The 20,651-nt window shown below is 71.7% G+C and carries 18 protein-coding genes; 10 read left to right on the forward strand and 8 right to left on the reverse strand.

Annotation, left to right across the window (positions count from 1 at the left end; all coding sequences use genetic code 11):
* Positions 1-13 precede the first annotated feature (13 nt).
* From ACIQOE_RS10500 to ACIQOE_RS10525, 6 genes are all read right to left on the reverse strand, one after another.
* On the reverse strand, positions 14-700 hold the full coding sequence (locus ACIQOE_RS10500) for a transglutaminase family protein (RefSeq protein ID WP_401410906.1): 687 nt from the start codon (positions 698-700) through the stop codon (positions 14-16).
* Between the two features lie 25 nt (positions 701-725).
* Entirely contained in the window at positions 726-1,880 is a 1,155-nt protein-coding gene (locus tag ACIQOE_RS10505; protein WP_365568467.1) for an acyl-CoA dehydrogenase family protein, read from the reverse strand.
* Between the two features lie 82 nt (positions 1,881-1,962).
* Positions 1,963-2,337 carry an ectoine synthase gene (locus ACIQOE_RS10510; protein ID WP_351314871.1) on the reverse strand — a complete coding sequence of 125 codons (375 nt, stop codon included), beginning with the start codon at positions 2,335-2,337 and terminating at the stop codon, positions 1,963-1,965.
* Positions 2,338-2,426: 89 nt separating this feature from the next.
* On the reverse strand, positions 2,427-2,684 hold the full coding sequence (locus ACIQOE_RS10515; protein ID WP_351314874.1) for a phosphopantetheine-binding protein: 258 nt from the start codon (positions 2,682-2,684) through the stop codon (positions 2,427-2,429).
* Positions 2,681-4,159, reverse strand: coding sequence for an AMP-binding protein (locus ACIQOE_RS10520; RefSeq protein WP_401410909.1), 1,479 nt, complete (start codon positions 4,157-4,159; stop codon positions 2,681-2,683). The genes ACIQOE_RS10515 and ACIQOE_RS10520 overlap by 4 nt, the downstream gene beginning before the upstream one ends.
* A 517-nt stretch (positions 4,160-4,676) precedes the next feature.
* Entirely contained in the window at positions 4,677-5,126 is a 450-nt protein-coding gene (locus ACIQOE_RS10525) for a MarR family transcriptional regulator (RefSeq protein WP_351314880.1), read from the reverse strand.
* A 228-nt stretch (positions 5,127-5,354) separates the two neighbouring features.
* On the opposite strand from ACIQOE_RS10525, the gene ACIQOE_RS10530 reads away from it, so the two are divergent.
* The 4 genes from ACIQOE_RS10530 to ACIQOE_RS10545 all read left to right on the forward strand — a co-directional run bounded on the left by ACIQOE_RS10530 (position 5,355) and on the right by ACIQOE_RS10545 (position 7,440).
* Entirely contained in the window at positions 5,355-5,843 is a 489-nt protein-coding gene (locus ACIQOE_RS10530; protein ID WP_351314883.1) for a nucleoside deaminase, read from the forward strand.
* Positions 5,840-6,496, forward strand: coding sequence for a DsbA family protein (locus ACIQOE_RS10535; protein ID WP_401410911.1), 657 nt, complete (start codon positions 5,840-5,842; stop codon positions 6,494-6,496). Before ACIQOE_RS10530 ends, ACIQOE_RS10535 begins: the two co-directional genes overlap by 4 nt.
* 157 nt (positions 6,497-6,653) lie before the next feature.
* Positions 6,654-6,974: an SMR family transporter gene (locus ACIQOE_RS10540; protein WP_351314889.1), complete on the forward strand. Its 321-nt coding sequence runs from the start codon at positions 6,654-6,656 to the stop codon at positions 6,972-6,974.
* 46 nt (positions 6,975-7,020) lie between these two features.
* Positions 7,021-7,440 carry a multidrug efflux SMR transporter gene (locus tag ACIQOE_RS10545; RefSeq protein WP_351314892.1) on the forward strand — a complete coding sequence of 140 codons (420 nt, stop codon included), beginning with the start codon at positions 7,021-7,023 and terminating at the stop codon, positions 7,438-7,440.
* A 69-nt stretch (positions 7,441-7,509) separates the two neighbouring features.
* On the opposite strand, the gene ACIQOE_RS10550 is transcribed toward ACIQOE_RS10545, so the two are convergent.
* Positions 7,510-10,176 carry an FAD/NAD(P)-binding protein gene (locus ACIQOE_RS10550; protein WP_401410914.1) on the reverse strand — a complete coding sequence of 889 codons (2,667 nt, stop codon included), beginning with the start codon at positions 10,174-10,176 and terminating at the stop codon, positions 7,510-7,512.
* A gap of 573 nt (positions 10,177-10,749) precedes the next feature.
* Here ACIQOE_RS10550 and ACIQOE_RS10555 point away from each other — a divergent pair.
* Positions 10,750-12,168 (forward strand): glycoside hydrolase family 16 protein, encoded by a 1,419-nt coding sequence (locus ACIQOE_RS10555; RefSeq protein ID WP_365557606.1) that lies wholly within the window; start codon positions 10,750-10,752, stop codon positions 12,166-12,168.
* 53 nt (positions 12,169-12,221) lie between these two features.
* Here the strand turns inward: ACIQOE_RS10555 and ACIQOE_RS10560 are convergent, their stop codons facing one another.
* On the reverse strand, positions 12,222-13,118 hold the full coding sequence (locus tag ACIQOE_RS10560) for a helix-turn-helix domain-containing protein (RefSeq protein ID WP_401410916.1): 897 nt from the start codon (positions 13,116-13,118) through the stop codon (positions 12,222-12,224).
* A 145-nt stretch (positions 13,119-13,263) separates the two neighbouring features.
* Between ACIQOE_RS10560 and tkt the strand changes: the two genes are divergently transcribed.
* Genes tkt through pgi form a run of 5 tightly spaced genes read left to right on the forward strand, consistent with a single transcriptional unit; the run spans position 13,264 to position 20,650 of the window.
* Complete coding sequence (gene tkt / locus ACIQOE_RS10565) at positions 13,264-15,342, forward strand: transketolase (protein ID WP_401410918.1); 2,079 nt, start codon at positions 13,264-13,266, stop codon at positions 15,340-15,342.
* Positions 15,343-15,374: 32 nt separating this feature from the next.
* On the forward strand, positions 15,375-16,517 hold the full coding sequence (gene tal / locus ACIQOE_RS10570; protein ID WP_365568482.1) for a transaldolase: 1,143 nt from the start codon (positions 15,375-15,377) through the stop codon (positions 16,515-16,517).
* The gene (zwf, locus tag ACIQOE_RS10575; RefSeq protein WP_351314909.1) at positions 16,517-18,085 is read left to right on the forward strand and encodes a glucose-6-phosphate dehydrogenase; all 1,569 of its coding nucleotides are present in this window, start codon (positions 16,517-16,519) and stop codon (positions 18,083-18,085) included. Before tal ends, zwf begins: the two co-directional genes overlap by 1 nt.
* Positions 18,082-19,017, forward strand: a complete 936-nt coding sequence (gene opcA, locus ACIQOE_RS10580) for a glucose-6-phosphate dehydrogenase assembly protein OpcA (protein WP_351314912.1) — start codon at positions 18,082-18,084, stop codon at positions 19,015-19,017. The genes zwf and opcA overlap by 4 nt, the downstream gene beginning before the upstream one ends.
* Positions 19,010-20,650, forward strand: a complete 1,641-nt coding sequence (pgi, locus tag ACIQOE_RS10585; RefSeq protein ID WP_401410921.1) for a glucose-6-phosphate isomerase — start codon at positions 19,010-19,012, stop codon at positions 20,648-20,650. Before opcA ends, pgi begins: the two co-directional genes overlap by 8 nt.
* Position 20,651: the final 1 nt, after the last annotated feature.

Below are 20,651 nucleotides of genomic sequence, written 5' to 3' on the forward strand. Positions count from 1 at the left end.
TCGGCGGGCCGCATCAGGCGGACGCCTCGGCGGACAGCGAGCCGCCGCGGACGGTGCCGGTGCCGGTGCCGTCCAGGAAGCCGGGGTGCTTGCGGCGCATGTTCGCCATCACGAACCCGTAGGGGACGTCGTCGAAGGCGCCGTGGTCGGCCAGGAACTCCATGCTCCGGCGGCCCTGGTCGTCGAAGGGGTGGTGCAGGCTGTCGGCGGTGCCGTCGAACTCCAGCGGCCGCATCCCGTACAGCCGGCACAGGATCTTGTTGAAGACCGGGGTGGCCTTGAGCCACCTGCCGTCCAGGTGGACGGAGTTGAGGCCGTGGAAGAAGACGTCGCCGCCGATGTGGGCGCGCAGCCGGTCGGAGGCGAGGTGGTTGCGCACGTCGCCGTAGTGGACGCGGGCGGGAATGCCCACGGCCCGGCAGGCCGCCGCGTACAGCGCCGACTTGTGCAGGCAGAAGCCCTTGCGGGTGGCGGCGGTGCGGCTGGCCCGCAGGCCCTGCTCGGACAGGTCGGCGCCGTACACCTCGTAGAAGACGTCGTCGCGGACGGCGTAGTACAGCTCGACGGCCAGCCGGCGCGGGTCCGCGCCGCGGTCGGTGACCGCCTCGTCGACGAAGGACTGGACCGGCTCGCTCTCGTAGTCCAGGAACTCGGTGGGGGCGGTGAGCCGTCGCAGGTCGTCCGGGGTGAGTGCGTTCATGGTGACCCTTTCGTCAGGTCCCGGCTCACAGGCCCAGGAGGGAGGCGATGCGGTTGCGCTGGATCTCGCTGGTGCCGGAGTAGATGGTGCCGGCCACCGCGTTGCGGACGTCCCGTTCGACACCGGTGGCGGTGAGGTACCCCTGGCCGCCGAAGATCTGCACGGCGTCGAGCGCGGTGCGCTTGTTGGCCTCGCTGACCACGGTCTTGGTGGCGGCGACGTCGATGGCCGCGTCCTGGCCGGACGCCACCTTGGCGCCGGTGTCGGTGAGCCACTTGCGGGCGGTCTCCACGGCGATCTTCATGTCGGCGATCTTGTGCGAGACGCCCTGGAAGCCGCCGATCGGTCCGCCGAACTGACGGCGGGACCTGGCGTAGCCGAGCACGCGCTCCAGACGGTGCTCCATCTCGCCGAGCGTGAGGGAGAAGGAGAACAGGATCTCCCGCTTCATCACGTGGTCGAGGACCAGGAAGCCGGCGCCCTCCTGGCCGATGCGCCGGGCGGCGGGCACCCGCAGCCCGTCCAGGACGACCTCGCTCAGCGGGGAGGTGCGCAGCCCCATCTTGCCGAGCGGTTCGCCGACCCGCAGACCGGGGGTGTCGCGCTCGACCAGGAAGACGCTCAGGCCGAACGGGCCGGGTTTCCCGGTGCGCACGTAGAGCAGGAAGAGGTCGGCGATCGGGGCGTTGGTGATGAACATCTTGCCGCCGTCGATGACGTAGTCGTCGCCGTCCGGGCGTGCGGTGGCGGAGATGTTCAGGGCGTCGGAGCCGCTGCCCGGCTCGGTGATGGCGTGCGCGGTGATGAGGTCGCCCGTCACGATCCGGGGCAGGAAGCGGGACTTGAGCTCCTCGGAGCCGAACGCCTGGAGCGGGACGCCGACGCTGACGATCTGGGTGGAGGCGGAGAAGCCGAGGCCGGCGTCACGGCAGGTGCGTCCGAGCCCCTCCAGGGCGCGCATGGTGTCGACGAGGCTGCCGCCCCGGCCGCCGTACCGGGTCTCGAACGGTACGGCGAGGAGTCCGGAGCGCCGGATCGTCCGCCACTTGTCCCAGGGGAACTCCGCCCGGGCGTCCCATTCCTCGATGTCGTGGTTGAGTTCGTCCGCCCAGGGGGCGGCCAGGGTGTACGGGTCCGGTTCGGTGCCGGTGGTCCGCGATGCGGACGGTGCGGGTGTCATACGGGTGCTGCCTTCCGGTACGTCGCTGGTCGGGGCCGGGGCCCGCGCCGCCACCGGCTGGTCGGGCCCCGGATCGCGGAACTCAGTACTGGGAGAAGCCGTCGGGAGACAGGGTGTGCGCCTCGTCGCCGCGCAGGGCCGGACTGAACACGGAGACGAGTCTGAGGTCTTCGTATTCGGAGGCTATGAGGTAGTGCGCGTCGTTCTCGTCAAGGGCGTAGATGGTGCCCTCTGTGATCTTGTAGCGCTCACCGGACGCGGCGACGACCTCGCCGGAGCCGCCCGTGCAGTAGCAGGCCTCCAGATGCCGACGGTACTGCAGGGCGCTCGTGGTCCCCTTGCGGACCAGGGTCTCGCACACAGTGAAGCCCATGCCGTCGGCCTCGGTGAGCAGGCGGTGGCTGGTGCCGTTGCCCCACTCGATGGCGACGAGCTCGCTGGTGCTGCGGACGATCATTGCTGTCTCCTTGGGTGTGAGGGGTTCTTCCGGAGGATCTTGTGGAAGCGCTCCGGTCGGTGCTCCGGTCCTTCTTCCGGCGCGCCGGCTCAGGCGGCGGTCTTCGTCGCGGTCTCGACGAACGCCGCCATGGCGCCGATGCTGCGGAAGTTGTCCGGGGTCAGGGGGATGTCGTCGACCGGGATGGCGTAGGTCCGGGAGAGGTACGAGACGATCCGGACCACGCCGAGGCTGTCGACCACGCCGCTGTCGATGAGGTCGAAGTCGGCGGTCAGGTCGGCCGTGTCCTCGCCGTCGAGGAACTCGCCGACCACGTAGCCGCGTATGTCGTCCGCCAGGGAGGTCATGCGGGATTTCCCTTCTCTCGTGCCGCTTTGATGAGGTTGCGGTCGGGTTTTCCGGTGGACGTGCGCGGCAGCGGGGCGTCGCCGACGTGCACGGAGGACGGGATGGCGTGGCGGGGCAGGCGCGCGGCGCTGTGCGAGCGCAGCCGCAGCGAGGTGAGCGCGGTGCCGGGCCGCCGGGTCACCTGGGCGTGCAGCCGGTAGCCGGCCTCCGGGTCGGGGATGGCCACGACGGCGGCCTCGGCGACGTCCGGGTGGGCCGCGAGGACGTTCTCGACCTCCTGCACGTTGGTCCGCACCCCGCGGACCTTGACCTGGAAGTCGGTGCGTCCGCGCAGCCGGTACAGGCCGTCGGCGTCCCGGGTGACGAGGTCGCCGGTGCGGTAGAAGACCTCGTCGCCGCCGTCGGGCGCGGCCACGAACACCCCCTCGTTGCGGCTGCGTTGCAGGTAGCCGGAGGTCTGGAAGGGCGTGCTCACGAGGAGTTCGCCGGTGCCAGGACCGTCGAGGGTGCGTCCGTCGCCGTCCACGAGCAGGGCGCGTACGCCGGGCAGCGGCCTGCCGACGGGGATCTCGTCACCGGTGTGCCGGGGGTCGGCGTCGTACAGGAAGCTGTCGTTGGTCTCGGTGCAGCCGAAGACGTTGTGGAGGCCGGCGCCGGGGAAGGTCGTGCCCAACTGCCGCAGCAGCGTGGTGGGGAGCGCGTCCCCGGTGAAGACGGCCGTGCGGACCGTCGGGTGCACGGCGCCGTCCTGGGCGAGGAGCCGGTGGAGCATCGGCACGCCCTGGACGAAGGTGACCTCGTGCCGGGTGATCAGGTCCTGGAGGTGACGGGCGTCCGCGCTTGACTCCTGCTCGACGAGAACGGCCCGGGCGCCGACCCGCAGCGCCGTCCACACGTCGAGCAGGGAGAGGTCGAAGTTCAGGGGCGCGTAGCTGAGCAGGGTGTCGTGCGCGGTGAGGCGGAACCGGCCGGCCGCCCAGTCGGCGAACCGCTCGAAGCCGTCGCCCGGGATGGGCACGATCTTCGGCGTGCCGGTGGAGCCGGAGGTGGTGAGCAGCAGGGGCGCCGCCGCGGGGTCCGCGGTGTCGAAGTCCCGGGCGGCCGGCTCGTCGGGGACTACGGGTGCGGTGTCGAGGACGCCCTGGCCGTCGACGGTCAGCGTCCGGGAGCACCGGGCCTGCGCGGCGAGCGTCGCACGGGCCGTGAGGCCCAGCTCGGGCGAGGGCGCCAGGACCGCGTATCCGGCCCGGAAGGCCGCGATGAACAGGGCGATCGCCTCGGGCGTCTTGTGCGCGGGCACACATAACGGCTGTCGCCTGTCGAGCCCGAGACCGTCCAGGACGCCGGCCAGTTCCTCGGCGAGGCCGACCAGTCGGCGGTACGTCACCTGCCGCTCGCCCCGGATCAGGGCGACCTGGTCGGGCCGGCGCCGGGCGTGCGCGGCGAGCGCGTCGAAGAGGCGTGGTGAAGGCACAGTCTTCCCCCATTCGTGCATCCGTCCATGCGAGAGCGACATGCTGAAGGGGGTGACGGCGCTCGAATCGCGCCAAGAACCCGCGGAGCCCGACGGCCGTCGGCCGGCCCCGCATCACTCCCCCGTGATCGATCCGCGACTAACCGTACATGCGATGCATGCAGAGTCAAGCATGTACATGAGCCTGAAATCAGTGACGCACATCACCGGATCGCGGCGCCTGCCGAGGGGTCGAATTTGCTTGATGAACTATGTGTTTCGGGCCGCTGAAACGCGTCCCGCCGAGGTGTCGCTGCGGTTAAGGAAGCGCGGGCCGCGCGCACCGGGCGTTCATCCGGGGACGGGGACGGGGACGGGCTCCGGAGAGCGGGCGAGGGCGAGGGCGAGGGCGAGGGCGAGGGCGAGGGCGAGGGCGAGGGCGAGGGCGAGGGGGAAACGCCGAAAGCCGTCCCTGGGGACGGCTTTCGGCAGACGGTCCGCACCGGGCGGAGCCGGACGGGCCCGGACGGGGTGCCGGTCAGAGGGCGCTGCGCAGCGCCTGGACCGTGCCGGCCAGTTCGGGAACGGCACCCGCGGTGTTCAGGGCCGCACTGAGGACCTCGGAGTAGGTGCCGCGCGCGTCGGTGTAGCGCTGCCTGCCCTCGTCGGTGATGACGGCGTAGACACCGCGCTTGTCGTCGGGACACAGGTCCCGGAAGGCGAAGCCGGCCGCGAAGAGCCGGGCCACCAGACGCGTCACCGAACTCTGCCCCAGCCCCACCTTGTCGGCGAGTTCCTGCATGCGCAGCTCTCCGTCCTTGGCCTGCACGAGACACTCCAGGGCGCGGAATTCGGAGAGGCCTATGCCGTGCCGGCGCTGGAGCGCCTGGGTGAGCTGACGCTCCACGTGCGCGTGCAGGGCCAGGACCCTCCCCCACATGGCCTGGTCGGACGAGGCGGCCGACGGGTAGGAGATCGTGGTCGTCATGGGCAGCTCCCTCTCGGCGGCGCGTTTGACAACAAGATACATGTTCATGCAAGCTTTAGGCCTCCACTCGAATTTTCTCTCAGATCATGCGCACTCCAATAACATGCACGTACAAACAACTATCGAGGCTCTCATGGCCAGCACCAACCCCTCCCGGGGCTTAGCCCGCCCGCAGTCCTCCGCGCGGTGTCTGCCGCGCGTGACCACGGCCTGAGCCGAGGAGCGACGATGTCCCCTTCCGAGATCCCTGAGAGCCGGCTGACCGAGTACGCCCGTGAGGCGGTACGGCTCAGCCGCGAACATGTCGCCGAGGGCGGCATCCCGTTCTCCGGTGTGGTGGTCGACGACGGCAGGATCCTCGGCACCGGTTTCAACCGGGTCCGCGAGGACGACGACCCCACCGCGCACGCCGAGGTGGTCGCGCTGCGCGCGGCCGCCGCGAAACACGGCGCGTACGCCGTCGCCGGGGCCACACTGATCGCCTCCGGTGAACCCTGCGCCCTGTGCTACCTGGCGTCGCTGTACTTCAGGGTCGGCCACATCGTCCACGTGGCCGACCGCACCACCGCCGCACGGTACGGCTTCGACTACTCGGGCTCCTACGCGGTCTTCGCCGAGGACCCGGCGAACTGGCCGGTCAAGGTCACCTCGCTGCCGGTCCCCGAAGGAACGCTGCCCTTCGAGGAGTTCCTGGCGCTGAACCGGAGGCTGACGTGAACGGCACGGACACCGGCACGGTCACCGTCAAGGTCTGGTCGGACTACGTCTGTCCGTTCTGCATGCTCGCCGAGGTCCCGCTGCACGAGGCCACCCGCGACCTCGACGTCGAGATCGAGTGGATGCCCTTCGAACTGCGGCCCCACCCGGCCCCCACGCTGCGCCCCGAGGACGAGTACCTGCCGTCGGTCTGGGCGCGCTCGGTCTATCCGATGGCCCGCCGGATGAACGTGGACATCACCCTGCCCACCGTCTCACCGCAGCCTTACACCCGGCTGGCGTTCGAGGGCTACCAGTACGCGGCCGAGCACGGCGTCGGCGCCGCGTACACCCCGCGCGTGCTGCGCGCCTTCTTCCAGGAGGACCGGGACATCGGCCGGCCCGACGTCCTGACCGCCATCGCCTCCCAACTGGGGCTGGACGAGGCCGATTTCAGCGCGGCCCTGCGGGACGGCACCTACACCGGGGCACACCAAAAGGCGCTGCGGACCGCCGCCGCGTACCGGGTCTCCGTCGTCCCCACGCTCGTCGTCGGCGACCGCCACCGCATCGAGGGCGTTCCCGCCGCGGCCCAGATCCGCAAGGCCGTGCTCGACACGCAGGCCGAACAGGCCGTCGCCCGCGGTGCCGCCTGCGGCACCGACGGCTGCTGACCCGGCAACGCACGGGCCGCTCGCCCGGCCGTCCCGCCTCCCGGCCGGCCGCCGCCCTGACGCCGCCCCGCCGTACCCGTCACCCCGCGCGGCCGCGGCGGACCCCGAAGCAGGCCGGCTCCGCGCCGCCGGCCGCCGTCGAACGAAAGGACATCCCATGCAGTGGCTCTACCTCGCCATCGCGGACATCTTCGAGATCACCGTGGCCATCGCCGCCGGCAAGGCCGAGGGCTTCAAGAACCGCCGGTGGACGATCGTCACCCTGGTCAGCGGGGCGATCGGCACCTACTTCCTGAGCAAGGCCCTGCTGACCTTCAACGTCGGCGTGGGCTACGCGATCTGGACGTCCGTCGCGGGCGTCGGCATCACGCTGCTCGGAGCGGCGGTCTTCGGCCAGCGCCTGGACTGGCGCAAGGCGCTCGGCATCCTCGTCATCATCGCCGGAGTCGTCGGCCTGCAGCTCAGCGGTGCCGCCTGAGGTTTCCCGGCGTCACCAGCCCTCCTGTCACGAAAGGACTCCTCCCATGTCCGACACCCAGCACTCCTCGGCCAACTCCTGGCTCATGCTGCTCCTCGCCGGTGCGTTCGAGGTCGGCTACGCGCTCTCCGTCGGCGGCAGCCACGGCTTCACCCGCCTCACGTGGTCGCTGGTCGCCGTCGTCTTCTTCCTGCTGACGCTCTGGGCGCTGAGCGTCGCGCTGCGCACCATCGACGTCGGGATCGGCTACGCCGTGTGGGCCGGCATCGGGTCGGCCGGTGCGGCGCTGCTGAGTCCGGTCTTCTTCGACGAGGCGCTCACCGCGGTCCAGGCGCTGTGGCTGGGCGTCATCATCGTCGGAGTGGTCTGGCTCAAGCTCGCCGACCGGCCGCGCAGCGCCCCGAAGCCGGTGGCCGCCCCGGCGGTCGGCACCAGGCTGCAGGAGACCCAGGGCGCCGAACGCTGATTGCGCGGGAGGAGCCCCGTACCGGGCCGGACGGAAGCGGCGCCACCGCTTTTGTCCGGCCCGGTCCGTTCAGGAGGGCAGCCCGGCACGCAGCCGGCGGTCGCGCGGGGCGTGGGTGCGGTCGAGGCGGGCGTCCAGCAGGCGCCGGGCCGCGTCGCAGCGGCCGGCCGCGACCAGGGCGTACAGCAGCGTCTCCTCCACGACCTCCCGTTGGGCCGCGCTGCCGCCGACCCTGCGCAGCACCGGCAGCAGGGCGTCGAGGCCACGGGCCGCCTCCCGGAAGCGTTCCTCGACGAGGTCGGCGAAGGCCTCGCAGAGCGGCGCGATCACCTCCCGCTGCACCGGGTCGGCGGCGGCCGCGTGGTCGCGCAGTCTGCGCAGCGCGGGCAGGTCGCCGGCGGCGGTGAGGGCGACGGCCGCGTGCAGCGCGGTGAACGCGGTCGCGGGCCGTTCCAGCACGTCCCGGGCGACCGAGTCCAGGACGTCCGCGGCCGGCAGGTCGCCGTCCCAGCTGTCGCTGAGCCGGGCCCGCCACAGCAGCGACCCGGAGTCCACCAGCGCCCGCACCCCGCGCACCCGGCCCGGCGCGAGCTGCGCGAACCAGCGGCGGCGGACCGCGGCCGGGTCGTCGAGGGCGAGTTCGTGCAGGGCGATGTGCCAGGAGAAGTGGGCCCGGTGCACCGCGCCCCGCCCGCGTCCGGCCACCCAGTTCTCCAGCCAGTCCCGGCCTGCCTCGTGCGCCCCGGACTCGTAGTGGACGTGGGCCAGCGCGTGCACCGCGTGCCCGGAGGCGGGTTCCACGGCCAGCGCGCGGTGGGCCAGTTCGCCCGCCTCGTGCAGCCGGCCCTGCTCCTGGCGCAGGAAGGCCAGCAGCGAGGTGTGGAACCAGTGCCCGTCGTAGGCGGGCGAGGTCAGGTCCAGCAGCCGCAGGGCGTCGTCGTCCTGGAGGTCGCTCACTCCGGAGAACGCGATGGTGGGCACGGCCGCCGCGAGCGCCAGCGCGTCCCCCGGGTGCTCCCGCAGATGCCCGACGAGCGCCGTGTCCCCGTCGTCGCCGGTCACCCGGCGGGTGACCACGTCCACGAAGGACCGCTCGCGGTCGTCGGCCCGCTCGCGTGCCGAGCGCTGGGCGTCGGCCAGGGCGCGGGGCACGTCGACGGCGGCCGCGCACTCGTGGCCGAGCAGCGCGAGGGCGGCGTGGCCGAGGGCGAAGCCGGGGTCGAGGGCGACCGCGCGGGCGAGGGCGTCCTCGGCGCCCGAGCGCACCTTGAGGACGCGGTCGAGACCGGCCCGGTAGGCGGCGGCCGCCTCGGCGTGCGTGGAGAGCGGCAGCCCGTGGCCGTCGAGGGGCCGCCGCAGGACGCGCCTGGTGCGGGGCGGCGGCAGCAGCCGCTGGGCCAGTTCGGCGGCCTGGACGCGGATCTCGGGGATCGCCGTGGTCTCCCACAGTTCGCCGCGGCGCGGGGCGCCGAGCGTGAACAGCGGTCGCGCCGCGTGTCCCGCGGCGTCCACGAGCCGCCCGTCCCGGGTGGCCGCGCCCATGCCCAGGGGGCCGGGGACGGCGAGTCCGGCGGCGAACAGGGCCTGCCACAGGGGCGTGTCCAGGCGGCGGCCGGGGCCGGTGCAGTCCACCACCCAGCCGGCCTCCACCACCTGGCCGTTGGACAACTCGACGGTGAGACGGCCGGATTCGCCGGCGCTGACACCGGCGACGGTGCCGGTGTGGACGTGCAGCCGGCGTGCGGTGCGGGCGCGGGAGACGTGTTCGGCGGTGGCGGGGGCCATCCGGTGGCGGTGGGTGTTCCACAGCGCGCCCTCACGGGCCAGGAACTCCTCGCGCTCCTCGGGGGTGAGGCTGCGCCACAGCCGTGCGGTGTGCGGGCGGAGGCTGTCCAGACCGGGACGCCAGTCGCCGTGGGTGCGCACCGAGCGGCTCAGCTGCCGGTAGACCGCGCGGCGCAGCCGGCCGAGCGAGGTGTCGTCGAGGTCCTCCGGGGCCTGCATGGCACCGGCCGGGCCGAGGGCGTGCGGCTGGGGCAGCAGCCCGCTGCGGGACAGGGCGTGCACGGCACGTCCGGGACGGTCCAGGGTGAGGGCGAGGTCGACGGCGGTCAGACCGGTGCCGACCAGCAGGACGTCCTCGGGGCTGTCCCGTACGGGGTCCAGGGCGCCCGGCGCCCACGGGCTGCCGACGAACCGGTCGCAGGCGCGCAGGGCGGCCGGGGCCCAGCCGCCGGTGGCCCCGGCGGGGCCGGTGGCCAGGACCGCGCCGTCGGCCACCAGGGACTCCCCGCCGGCGAGGTGGAGTTCCACCCGGCCGTCGGGGGTGCCGGTACAGGACTCGGCGCGGGTGCGCAGTCTTCGGACGGCGACCGTGCCGTGGGCGCGGACCAGGGCCTGGCCGAGGGTGTCGGCGAGATAGGCGCCGAAGCGGTAGCGGGTGGCGAAGTCGGCCCCGGTGACGGTGGGTTCACCGTGCCGGCACAGCCAGCGCAGGAAGTGCCCGGGGTCGTCCGGGTAGGCGCTCATGTTGCCGGCGGGCACGTTCAGGCGGTGCCGTGGGTCACGGGTGGCGTAGGCGGTGCCCCGGCCCGCCTCCGGGGCCGGGTCGATCAGGACGAGGTCGAGCGGGGTCCGGCGGCGGTGCGCCGTCTCGCAGAGCTGGACGGCGGTGAGGGTGCCCGCCGCTCCGGCTCCTACGATGGCCACGCTCTGCCGCTTGCGGACGTCGGTCACGGAATACCTCCGGCGGGGATCGGCGTACTGCTTCTTCACTCTTCCGATCGGGCAGGTGGGGAGGCCACTCCGGGAGGGGGATCTCACCGGAAACTCAGGCCGCCGGTCGGGCGTTCATACTCTGTTCACGAACGGCGGCGCGGACAACCGGGGTTCCGGTCGACTCGCCCGGCCGTTCCGGGCCGGCCCCCTCGCTCCTCCCGGAATCTCGTGGACCGCCCCCGGGATTCACATCTCGTGCACGGCGACTCCTCGGCGTCCGGCCTCGTGTCCGCCGACCGGAACGCCGGTCTCGGCTGTGTCGGCCGCATGACGTCACGGGCGCCGGCAGCGTCCGACGGGCGCAACGGCCGAACCCGTCCCGGCCGCGCCGGAAGGCCGGCCGTGCCGTGTGACCCGCGGGCCTCTTCACTGCCTGAACTCCCGTGGCGGGCAGGGAGATTCTTTGCTTTGACTCTTGACGGCCGCAGACGCGGAGAGCACATTGGGCGCGCCGTGAGAGCGCTCTCAAGCGTGGCTCGGAAGCGTTCTCGAAGGCACCCGCACCCCCACTCCGTATCCGAGAGGCACCCCATGAGTGAAACCTCCGGTATCTCCCCCGCGGACCACGGACGGCGGCGGCGTCCCCTCACCCGCGCCCTTGTCGCCGTGCTCGCCACGATCGGTCTGGCGGCCGCGGCCGCCACGACCGCCACCCTGCCCGCCAGCGCGTCCGCGCCGGGCACGCCGTCCGGCTGGAGCCAGGTCTTCCTCGACGACTTCAACGGCGCCGCGGGCACCGGCGTCAACACCTCCAACTGGCAGTACGACACCGGGACCTCGTATCCCGGCGGCGCAGGCAACTGGGGCACCGGCGAGGTCGAGACGATGACCTCGTCGACCAACAACGTCGCGCTCGACGGCAACGGCAACCTGCTGATCACCCCGCGCCGCGACGCGTCGGGCAACTGGACGTCGGGCCGCATCGAGACCACCCGCACCGACTTCCAGCCGCCGGCCGGCGGAAAGCTGCGCGTCGAGGCGCGGTTGCAGATGCCCAATGTCACCGGGACGGCGGCGCAGGGGTACTGGCCCGCGTTCTGGATGCTCGGGGCGCCGTTCCGCGGCAACTACCAGAACTGGCCGTCCGTCGGCGAGCTGGACATCATGGAGAACGTGCAGGGCCTGAACACCACGTGGGCCACCATGCACTGCGGTTCGAGCCCCGGCGGCCCCTGCAACGAGACCACCGGCCTCGGCAACTCCACCTCCTGCCCCGGCAGCACCTGCCAGTCCGGCTTCCACACCTACACGATGGAGTGGGACCGCTCGGTGAGCCCCGAGGCGATCCGCTTCTCCGTCGACGGCGTCACCTACCAGACGGTGACGGCGAATCAGGTCGACGCGACCACCTGGTCCAACGCCACCAACCACGGTTTCTTCGTCATCCTGAACGTGGCGATGGGCGGCGGCTTCCCGGGCGCGTTCGGCGGCGGCCCCTACAGCACCACCGAGCCGGGCCACCCGATGACCGTCGACTACGTGCAGGTGCTCCAGACCACCGGCGGCGGCGGTGGCACCACGCCGCCGCCGTCCGGCAACCGTGACGCCTACAGCGCCATCCAGGCGGAGTCCTACGACAGCCAGTCCGGCGTCACGACGGAGGCGACGACCGACACCGGCGGCGGCCAGGACATCGGTTACGTCACGGGCGGCGACTGGGCGCTGTACAAGGGGGTCGACTTCGGCTCGTCGGCGGCCACCCAGTTCAACGCGCGGGTGGCGAGCGGCGCCGCGAGCGGGGTCAGCGGGCTCGTGGAGGTCCGCCTGGACAGCCGGAGCAACGCGCCCGTCGGCAGTTTCGCGGTGGGCAACACCGGCGGCTGGCAGACCTGGAGAACGGTCCCGGCCAACATCAGCGCGGTGACGGGCACCCACGACGTCTACCTGACCTTCAGCAGCGGCCAGTCGGCGGACTTCGTGAACGTGAACTGGTTCGACTTCGGCCACTGACGGCGGGAGGCGGGACACGCGGCGCCGGGGTCCGCCCCGGCGCCGTCGCCGTGTCAGCGCAGTTCCGCCCGGAACGCCACCGGGCTCTGGCCCGTGTGCAGATGGAAGAACTTGGAGAAGTTCGCCGCGTCCGGGAAGCCGACGGCCACGCCCACCCGGCCGATCGGCACGTCGGTGTGGGCCAGCAGGCGCTTGGCCTCCAGGACGACCCGCTTGTCGATGAAGCCCTTCGGCGTCTCGCCGGTCGCGGCGCGCACCGCGCGCACCAGGGTGCGGCGGGAGTATCCGAGGGCGTCGGCGTAGGCGCTGACGCTGTGGTTGCCGGCGAAGTCCTTCTCCACCGCGTCCCGGAACAGGGTGAAGGTGGTGTCGGCCTGGCGGCGGGCCGCCTCCGCCGAACTGGCCGCCAGGTGCGCGAGCCGCAGCAGGACCGCCGTGAGCGAGTGCCGCAGGACCGAGGTGTGCAGGCTCAGGGGCAGGGTCCGGTCGTCCTCGTACTCGCGCTGGAGGTTGGCCAGCGAGGCGCGGACCGCGTCGAGTTGCGGCGCGTCGGGACGGAGCAGGGGCGGCAGGTCGTAGCGGTAGAGGCCGGTCGCCTCGACGATGGCCCGCGGCAGGAAGCCGGGCTGCATGGTCAGGACGGTTCCGCGGTACTCGCAGGTCCGCGAGAAGCGGTGGACCTGTCCGGGGCGGATCCAGAGCAGGTCGCCGGCGTGCGCCTCGTACTCCGCGAAGTCGATCATGTGGCGGACCGGGCCCGAGGCGAAGAGCATGACCACGTGGAAGTCGATGCGGTGAACGCGCTCCAGGGGGGCATCCGCGTGCCATACGCGTCCGGTCCCCATCGGGCCGACCTGTATGCCGACGCCGCCGACGCTCAGATCCACCGGGAAGGGGAAGGTCCTGATTCCGTCACCGTCGCCCGTCCCTTCGGGCGTTCTGTCCGCCATGTCCTTCTCGTGCCGTCCCTGTCGAAGATCCGTGTCCCACTTTCACCACAGGCTGACACACTCCGACCTTCCTTCCAAAAAGTCAGACTTTTACTTTTGAACGCGTCAGGCCAGCCAGAACGCTTCGAACGAGGACTTCTTGAAGATGAGCACGCAGACAGCAGACGGCTTCGAGTGGACCGACCTGGACCGGCGTGCCGTGGACACCGCGCGCCTGCTCGCGGCGGACGCCGTGCAGCAGGTCGGCAACGGGCATCCCGGCACCGCCATGAGCCTGGCCCCGGCCGCGTACACGATCTTTCAGAAGGTGATGCGCCACGACCCCGCCGATCCGGAGTGGACCGGCCGGGACCGTTTCGTCCTCTCCCCCGGACACACCTCGCTCACCCTCTACACCCAGCTGTTCCTCGCCGGGTACGAGCTGGAGCTGGACGACCTCAAGGCCTTCCGCACGCACGGCTCCAAGACGCCCGGCCACCCCGAGTACGGCCACACGGCCGGCGTGGAGACCACCACCGGGCCGCTCGGCCAGGGCGTCGCCAACGCGGTCGGCATGGCGATGGCCGCCCGCTACGAGCGCGGCCTGTTCGACCCGGAGGCCCCCGAAGGCACCTCCCCCTTCGACCACACGATCTGGGCCATCGTCTCCGACGGCGACCTGGAGGAGGGCGTCTCCGCCGAGGCCTCCTCGATGGCCGGCCACCAGAAGCTCGGCAACCTGGTCTTCCTCTACGACGACAACCACATCTCCATCGAGGGCGACACCGCGACCGCGTTCTCCGAGGACGTCCTCGGCCGGTACGCGGCCTACGGCTGGCACACGCAGCGCATCGAGCCCACCGCCGAGGGCGACGTCGACGTGCACGCCCTGCACGCGGCCCTGAAGGCGGCGCAGGCCGAGACCGAGCGCCCCTCCATCATCGCCATGCGGACGATCATCGCCTGGCCCGCCCCGAACGCGCGGAACACCGAGGCCTCCCACGGCTCCGCCCTCGGCCCGGACGAGATCGCCGCCACCAAGCGCCTGCTCGGCTTCGACCCGGAGCGGACCTTCGAGGTCGCCGAGGAGGTGCTGGCCCACACCCGCCGGGCCCTGGACCGGGGCGCCGAGGCGCACGCCGCCTGGGACAAGGCCGTCGCCGAGTGGCGCACCGGGAACGAGGAGCACGCGCGGCTCTTCGACCGGGTCGTGGCCGGCCAGCTCCCCGAGGGCTGGGAGGCCGAGGTCCCGGTCTTCGAGGAGGGCAAGGCCGTCGCCACCCGGGCCGCCTCCGGCAAGGTCCTCCAGGCGCTCGGGCAGGTGCTGCCCGAGCTGTGGGGCGGTTCCGCGGACCTCGCGGGCTCGAACAACACCACCATCGACAAGACGTCCTCCTTCCTGCCGAAGGGCAACCCGCTGCCCGAGGCCGACCCGTACGGCCGTACCGTCCACTTCGGGATCCGCGAGTTCTCGATGGCCGCCGAGATGAACGGCATCGCGCTGCACGGCAACACCCGGATCTACGGCGGCACCTTCCTGGTGTTCTCCGACTACATGCGCAACGCCGTCCGGATGGCCGCGCTCATGCAGCTCCCGGTGACCTACGTCTGGACCCACGACTCCGTCGGTCTGGGCGAGGACGGCCCCACCCACCAGCCGGTCGAGCACCTCGCCTCGCTGCGCGCGATTCCCGGCCTGAACGTCGTCCGCCCGGCCGACGCCAACGAGACCGCGGCGGCCTGGGCCGAGATCCTGAAGAGGCACGCCACGCGTCCCGCCCCGCACGGGCTCGCACTGACCCGCCAGGGCGTGCCGACGTACGCGCCGAACCCCGACGCGGCCAAGGGCGGCTACGTACTGCGCGAGTCGTCGACCGAGACCCCGGAGGTGATCGTCGTCGCCACCGGTTCCGAGGTGCACCTCGCTGTCGAGGCGCGGGACCTCCTGGAGGCCGAGGGGATCGGCACCCGGGTGGTGTCGATGCCGTCCGTGGAGTGGTTCGAGGAGCAGCCGCGCGAGTACCGCGAGAGCGTCCTGCCGCCGTCCGTGAAGGCGCGGGTCGCCGTGGAGGCCGGGATCGGCCTGACCTGGTACCGCTACGTCGGCGACGCCGGCCGGATCGTCTCCCTGGAGCACTTCGGCGCCTCCGCCGACGCCAAGACCCTGTTCGCCGAGTTCGGCTTCACCGCCGAGCACGTGGCCGCGGCGGCCCGCGAGTCCCGCACGGCCGCCCGTACCGCCTGATCCACCAGCCAGAAACAGTTCAGTAGAGGAAGATGATCACTGTGACCGAAGCAACCGCCACCGCGGGAGCACTGAAGCGCCTGTCCGACGAGGGCGTCTCGATCTGGCTGGACGACCTGTCGCGCAAGCGGATCAGCACCGGCAACCTCGCCGCGCTCGTCGCCGGCCGGGGCGTGGTGGGCGTGACCACGAACCCGTCGATCTTCCAGGCCGCCATCGGCTCCGGCGAGGGGTACGAGGAGCAGCTCACCGACCTGGCCGTGCGCGGCGTCACGGTCGAGGAGGCCGTGCGCATGATGACGACGCAGGACGTGCGGGCCGCCGCCGACGTGCTGCGCCCGGTGTACGACGCCACCGACGGCAGGGACGGCCGGGTCTCCATCGAGGTCGACCCGCGGCTCGCCCACGACACGGTGGCCACCGTCGCCGAGGCCCGCCAGCTGGCCTGGCTGGTCGACCGCCCGAACGTGATGATCAAGATCCCCGCGACCGAGGCCGGTCTGCCCGCGATCACCGCGGTCATCGCCCAGGGCATCAGCGTCAACGTCACGCTGATCTTCTCCCTGGAGCGCTACCGCGAGGTCATGGCGGCCTACCTGGCCGGTCTGGAGCAGGCCGCCGCCAAGGGCCTGGACGTGTCCGCGATCCACTCGGTGGCCTCGTTCTTCGTCTCCCGCGTCGACGCCGAGATCGACAAGCGGCTGACCGTCCTCGGCACCGACGAGGCGCTCGCCCTGCGGGGCCGGGCCGCGCTGGCCAACGCCCGCCTGGCCTACGAGGCCTACGAGCAGGTCTTCGGCGGCGACCGCTGGAGCGCCCTGGAGTCGTCGGGCGCGAACCGGCAGCGCCCGCTGTGGGCCTCCACCGGCGTGAAGGACCCGTCGTACAAGGACACCCTCTACGTCGACGAACTGGTCGCGCCCGGCACGGTCAACACCATGCCGGAGGCCACGCTGAACGCCACCGCCGACCACGGCGACGTCCGCGGCGACACGGTGACCGGCGGCTACGAGCAGGCCCGCGCCGACCTGGCGGCCGTCGAGCGGCTCGGTATCTCCTACGACGAGGTCGTGGGCAAGCTGGAGGACGAGGGCGTCGCCAAGTTCGAGGCGGCCTGGCAGGAGCTGCTGGACGCCGTCACGAAGTCCTTGAACAGCAAGGGAGTTGACGCGTAATGAGCGAGAAGGACAAGGAGGTGCGGGTGCCGGTGGTGCCCGCGGCCGACTGGGACAACCCGTTGCGGGACGCCCGCGACCGGCGGCTGCCGATGGTCGCCGGGCCGTCCGGCCTGGTCATCTTCGGTGTGACCGGTGACCTGTCCCGCAAGAAGCTGATGCCGGCCGTCTACGACCTGGCCAACCGCGGTCTGCTGCCGCCGGGCTTCTCGCTCGTGGGCTTCGCCCGCCGGGACTGGGAGGACCAGGACTTCGCGCAGGTCGTCCACGACGCGGTGCGCGAGCATGCCCGGACCCCGTTCCGCGAGGAGGTCTGGCAGCAGCTCGCCGAGGGCATGCGGTTCATCCCCGGCGACTTCGACGACGACACCGCGTTCAAGCAGCTCAAGGACGCCGTCGACGAGCTGGACGGCTCGCGGGGCACCGGCGGCAACTTCGCCTTCTACCTCTCCGTGCCGCCGAAGTTCTTCCCGAAGGTCGTGCAGCAGCTGAAGAAGGTGGGCCTGGCCACCCCGCCGCCCGGCGCCTGGCGGCGGGCGGTCATCGAGAAGCCGTTCGGCCACGACCTGGCCTCCGCGCAGGACCTCAACCGGGTCGTGCACGACGTGTTCGACCCGGACCAGGTGTTCCGGATCGACCACTACCTGGGCAAGGAGACCGTCCAGAACATCCTGGCGCTGCGCTTCGCCAACCAGATGTACGAGCCGATCTGGAACCGCAGTTACGTCGACCACGTGCAGATCACGATGGCCGAGGACATCGGCATCGGCGGCCGTGCGGGGTACTACGACGGCATCGGGTCCGCCCGTGACGTCATCCAGAACCACCTGCTCCAGCTGATGGCGCTGACCGCGATGGAGGAGCCGATCGCGTTCGACGCGGACGCGCTGCTCACCGAGAAGCTGAAGGTCCTCAAGTCGGTGCGGCTGCCGGAGGACCTGGGCGAGCACACCGTGCGCGGCCAGTACGCCGAGGGCTGGCAGGGCGGCGAGAAGGTGATCGGGTACCTCCAGGAGGACGGCATCGACCCCACGTCGAAGACCGACACCTTCGCCGCGGTCAAGGTCGAGATCGACAACCGCCGCTGGGCGGGCGTCCCCTTCTACCTGCGCACCGGCAAGCGGCTGGGCCGCCGGGTCACCGAGATCGCGGTGGTCTTCCAGCGGGCCCCGCACTCCCCCTTCGACTCGACGGCCACCGAGGAACTGGGCGAGAACGCGATCGTCATCCGCGTCCAGCCGGACGAGGGCATGACGGTCCGGTTCGGCTCCAAGGTGCCGGGCACGTCCATGGAGATCCGGGACGTGTCGATGGACTTCGCGTACGGCGAGTCGTTCACGGAGTCCAGCCCCGAGGCCTACGAGCGGCTCATCCTGGATGTGCTCCTCGGTGACGCCAACCTGTTCCCCCGTCACCAGGAAGTGGAAGAGTCCTGGAAGATCCTCGACCCGATCGAGACGTACTGGGCCGAGCACGGCAGGCCCGCGCAGTACGAGTCGGGCAGCTGGGGACCCGAGGAAGCCGACGAGATGCTCGCACGAGACGGACGGAGCTGGCGCAGGCCATGAAGATCGACCTGACCGACACCACGGCAAGCAAGATCAACAAGGCGCTGGTGCAGGGCCGCCGCGCCATCGGAACCCCCGCGGTGGGCATGGTCCTGACGATGGTGATCGTCACGGACGAGGAGAACGCCTACGACTCGATCAAGGCCGCCGAGGAGGCCTCGCACGAGCACCCCTCGCGGACCCTGGTCGTCATCAAGCGGCACGCGCGCACCCTGCGCGACCGCACCGCCTCCCGCCTGGACGCGGAGGTCCGGGTCGGCTCCGAGGCCGGCACCGGCGAGACGGTCGTGCTGCGGACCTACGGCGACGTCTCCGACCACGCCGACTCGGTCGTCCTGCCGCTGCTGCTGCCGGACGCCCCGGTCGTCGTCTGGTGGCCGGTGGAGGCACCCGACAACCCGTCCAAGGACCCGCTCGGCGCCCTCGCCCAGCGCCGGATCACCGACCTGTACGCCGTCGAGCGGCCGATGGAGGTCCTCGACGCGCGCGGCCGCAACTACGCGCCCGGCGACACCGACCTGGCCTGGACCCGGCTCACGCTGTGGCGGTCCATGCTGGCCGCCGCCCTCGACCAGGCCAGGTCCGACGTGATCTCGGCCGCCGTCGAGGCCGAGGCGGACAACCCCAGCGCCGAACTCCTGGCCCGCTGGCTGGAGGCCCGCCTGGGCGTCAAGGTGGACCGCGTGGTCTCCCCCGGCCCGGTCGTCACGGCCGTCCGGCTCGGCACCGCGGGCGGCGACATCGTCATCGACCGCCCCGAGGGCCCGCTGGCCACCCTGACCCTGCCGGGCCAGCCGCCGCGCACCCTCGCGCTGAAGGTCCGCGCCACCTCCGAACTGATCGCCGAGGAGCTGCGCCGCCTCGACGCCGACGAGATGTACGCCATCGCCCTGCGCGGCGAGGGCACCAAGGAGACGTCTTCCGATGCCTGACACCCCCCGGCTCAACGAGCGGCCCGAATGGACCGCGCTGGAGGACCACCGTGCCGAGGGCCGGCCGGCCCTGCGCGAGCTGTTCGCGACGGACCCGGACCGCGCCGAGCGGTACGTGGTGCGGGTCGGCGACCTGTACATCGACTACAGCAAGCACCTGGTCACCGACGAGACCCTCGCCCTGCTCCGGGAACTGGCCGCCGCGACCGACGTGTTCGGGCTGCGGGACGCGATGTTCCGCGGCGAGAGGATCAACGTCACCGAGCGGCGGGCGGTCCTGCACACGGCGCTGCGCGCGCCGCGGGACGCGGTCGTCGAGGTCGACGGCGAGAACGTCGTCCCGCAGGTGCACGCGGTCCTGGACAAGATGAGCGGCTTCGCCGACCGCGTCCGCTCGGGCGAGTGGACCGGTCACACCGGCAAGCGCATCAGGAACGTCGTCAACATCGGCATCGGCGGCTCCGACCTCGGTCCCGCCATGGCCTACGAGGCCCTGCGCAGCTTCACCGACCGCGACCTCACCGTCCGTTTCGTCTCCAACGTGGACGGCGCCGACCTGCACGAGGCGACCCGCGGCCTGGACCCGGCCGAGACGCTCTTCATCGTCGCCTCGAAGACCTTCACCACCATCGAGACGATCACCAACGCGACCTCGGCGCGCACGTGGCTGCTGGACGGCCTCGGCGGCGACGACAAGGCGGTGGCCAAGCACTTCGTGGCCCTGTCCACGAACGCCGAGAAGGTCACGGACTTCGGTATCGACCCGGACAACATGTTCGAGTTCTGGGACTGGGTCGGCGGCCGCTACTCCTACGACTCGGCGATCGGCCTCTCGCTGATGATCGCGATCGGCCCGGACCGCTTCCGGGAGATGCTCGACGGCTTCCACCTGATGGACGAGCACTTCCGCACCGCGCCGGCCGAGGCCAACGCACCGCTGCTGCTGGGCCTGCTGGGCATCTGGTACGGCAACTTCCACGACGCCCAGTCGCACGCGGTGCTGCCCTACTCGCACTACCTCTCCAAGTTCACGGCCTACCTCCAGCAGCTGGACATGGAGTCCAACGGCAAGTCGGTGGACCGCGAGGGCGAGCCGGTGGACTGGCAGACGGGTCCGGTGGTGTGGGGCACGCCCGGCACCAACGGGCAGCACGCGTACTACCAGTTGATCCACCAGGGCACGAAGCTGATCCCGGCGGACTTCATCGGCTTCGCCGAGCCGGTCGCCGAGCTGAGCGGTGAACTCAAGGCCCAGCACGACCTGCTGATGGCCAACTTCTTCGCCCAGACGCAGGCGCTGGCCTTCGGCAAGACGCCGGAGGAGGTCCGCGCGGAGGGCGTCGCGCAGGAGCAGGTGGCGCACCGCACCTTCCAGGGCAACCACCCGACCACGACGATCCTGGCCCGTGAGCTGACCCCGTCGGTGCTCGGCCAGCTCATCGCGCTGTACGAGCACAAGGTGTTCGTCCAGGGCGCCGTCTGGAACATCGACTCCTTCGACCAGTGGGGCGTGGAACTCGGCAAGGTGCTCGCCAAGCGCATCGAGCCCGCACTCACCGAGGGCGCGGACGTCCCCGGCCTCGACCCGTCCACCACCGCCCTCGTCTCCGCGTACCGCACGCTTAGGAAGTGAA

Origin of the sequence: Streptomyces sp. NPDC091282, assembly GCF_044757385.1 — a bacterium.
In the GTDB taxonomy this organism is placed as follows: Bacteria; Actinomycetota; Actinomycetes; order Streptomycetales; family Streptomycetaceae; genus Streptomyces; species Streptomyces gramineus.

What these genes read in the sequence shown, in the direction of transcription:
- ACIQOE_RS10500 (WP_401410906.1), bottom strand. Translation starts at nt 700, where the DNA reads ATGAACGCACTCACCCCGGACGACCTGCGACGGCTCACCGCCCCCACC.
- ACIQOE_RS10505 (WP_365568467.1), bottom strand. Translation starts at nt 1,880, where the DNA reads ATGACACCCGCACCGTCCGCATCGCGGACCACCGGCACCGAACCGGAC.
- ACIQOE_RS10510 (WP_351314871.1), bottom strand. Translation starts at nt 2,337, where the DNA reads ATGATCGTCCGCAGCACCAGCGAGCTCGTCGCCATCGAGTGGGGCAAC.
- ACIQOE_RS10515 (WP_351314874.1), bottom strand. Translation starts at nt 2,684, where the DNA reads ATGACCTCCCTGGCGGACGACATACGCGGCTACGTGGTCGGCGAGTTC.
- ACIQOE_RS10525 (WP_351314880.1), bottom strand. Translation starts at nt 5,126, where the DNA reads ATGACGACCACGATCTCCTACCCGTCGGCCGCCTCGTCCGACCAGGCC.
- ACIQOE_RS10530 (WP_351314883.1), top strand. Translation starts at nt 5,355, where the DNA reads ATGTCCCCTTCCGAGATCCCTGAGAGCCGGCTGACCGAGTACGCCCGT.
- ACIQOE_RS10540 (WP_351314889.1), top strand. Translation starts at nt 6,654, where the DNA reads ATGCAGTGGCTCTACCTCGCCATCGCGGACATCTTCGAGATCACCGTG.
- ACIQOE_RS10545 (WP_351314892.1), top strand. Translation starts at nt 7,021, where the DNA reads ATGTCCGACACCCAGCACTCCTCGGCCAACTCCTGGCTCATGCTGCTC.
- ACIQOE_RS10555 (WP_365557606.1), top strand. Translation starts at nt 10,750, where the DNA reads ATGAGTGAAACCTCCGGTATCTCCCCCGCGGACCACGGACGGCGGCGG.
- ACIQOE_RS10560 (WP_401410916.1), bottom strand. Translation starts at nt 13,118, where the DNA reads ATGGCGGACAGAACGCCCGAAGGGACGGGCGACGGTGACGGAATCAGG.
- tkt (WP_401410918.1), top strand. Translation starts at nt 13,264, where the DNA reads ATGAGCACGCAGACAGCAGACGGCTTCGAGTGGACCGACCTGGACCGG.
- tal (WP_365568482.1), top strand. Translation starts at nt 15,375, where the DNA reads ATGATCACTGTGACCGAAGCAACCGCCACCGCGGGAGCACTGAAGCGC.
- zwf (WP_351314909.1), top strand. Translation starts at nt 16,517, where the DNA reads ATGAGCGAGAAGGACAAGGAGGTGCGGGTGCCGGTGGTGCCCGCGGCC.
- opcA (WP_351314912.1), top strand. Translation starts at nt 18,082, where the DNA reads ATGAAGATCGACCTGACCGACACCACGGCAAGCAAGATCAACAAGGCG.
- pgi (WP_401410921.1), top strand. Translation starts at nt 19,010, where the DNA reads ATGCCTGACACCCCCCGGCTCAACGAGCGGCCCGAATGGACCGCGCTG.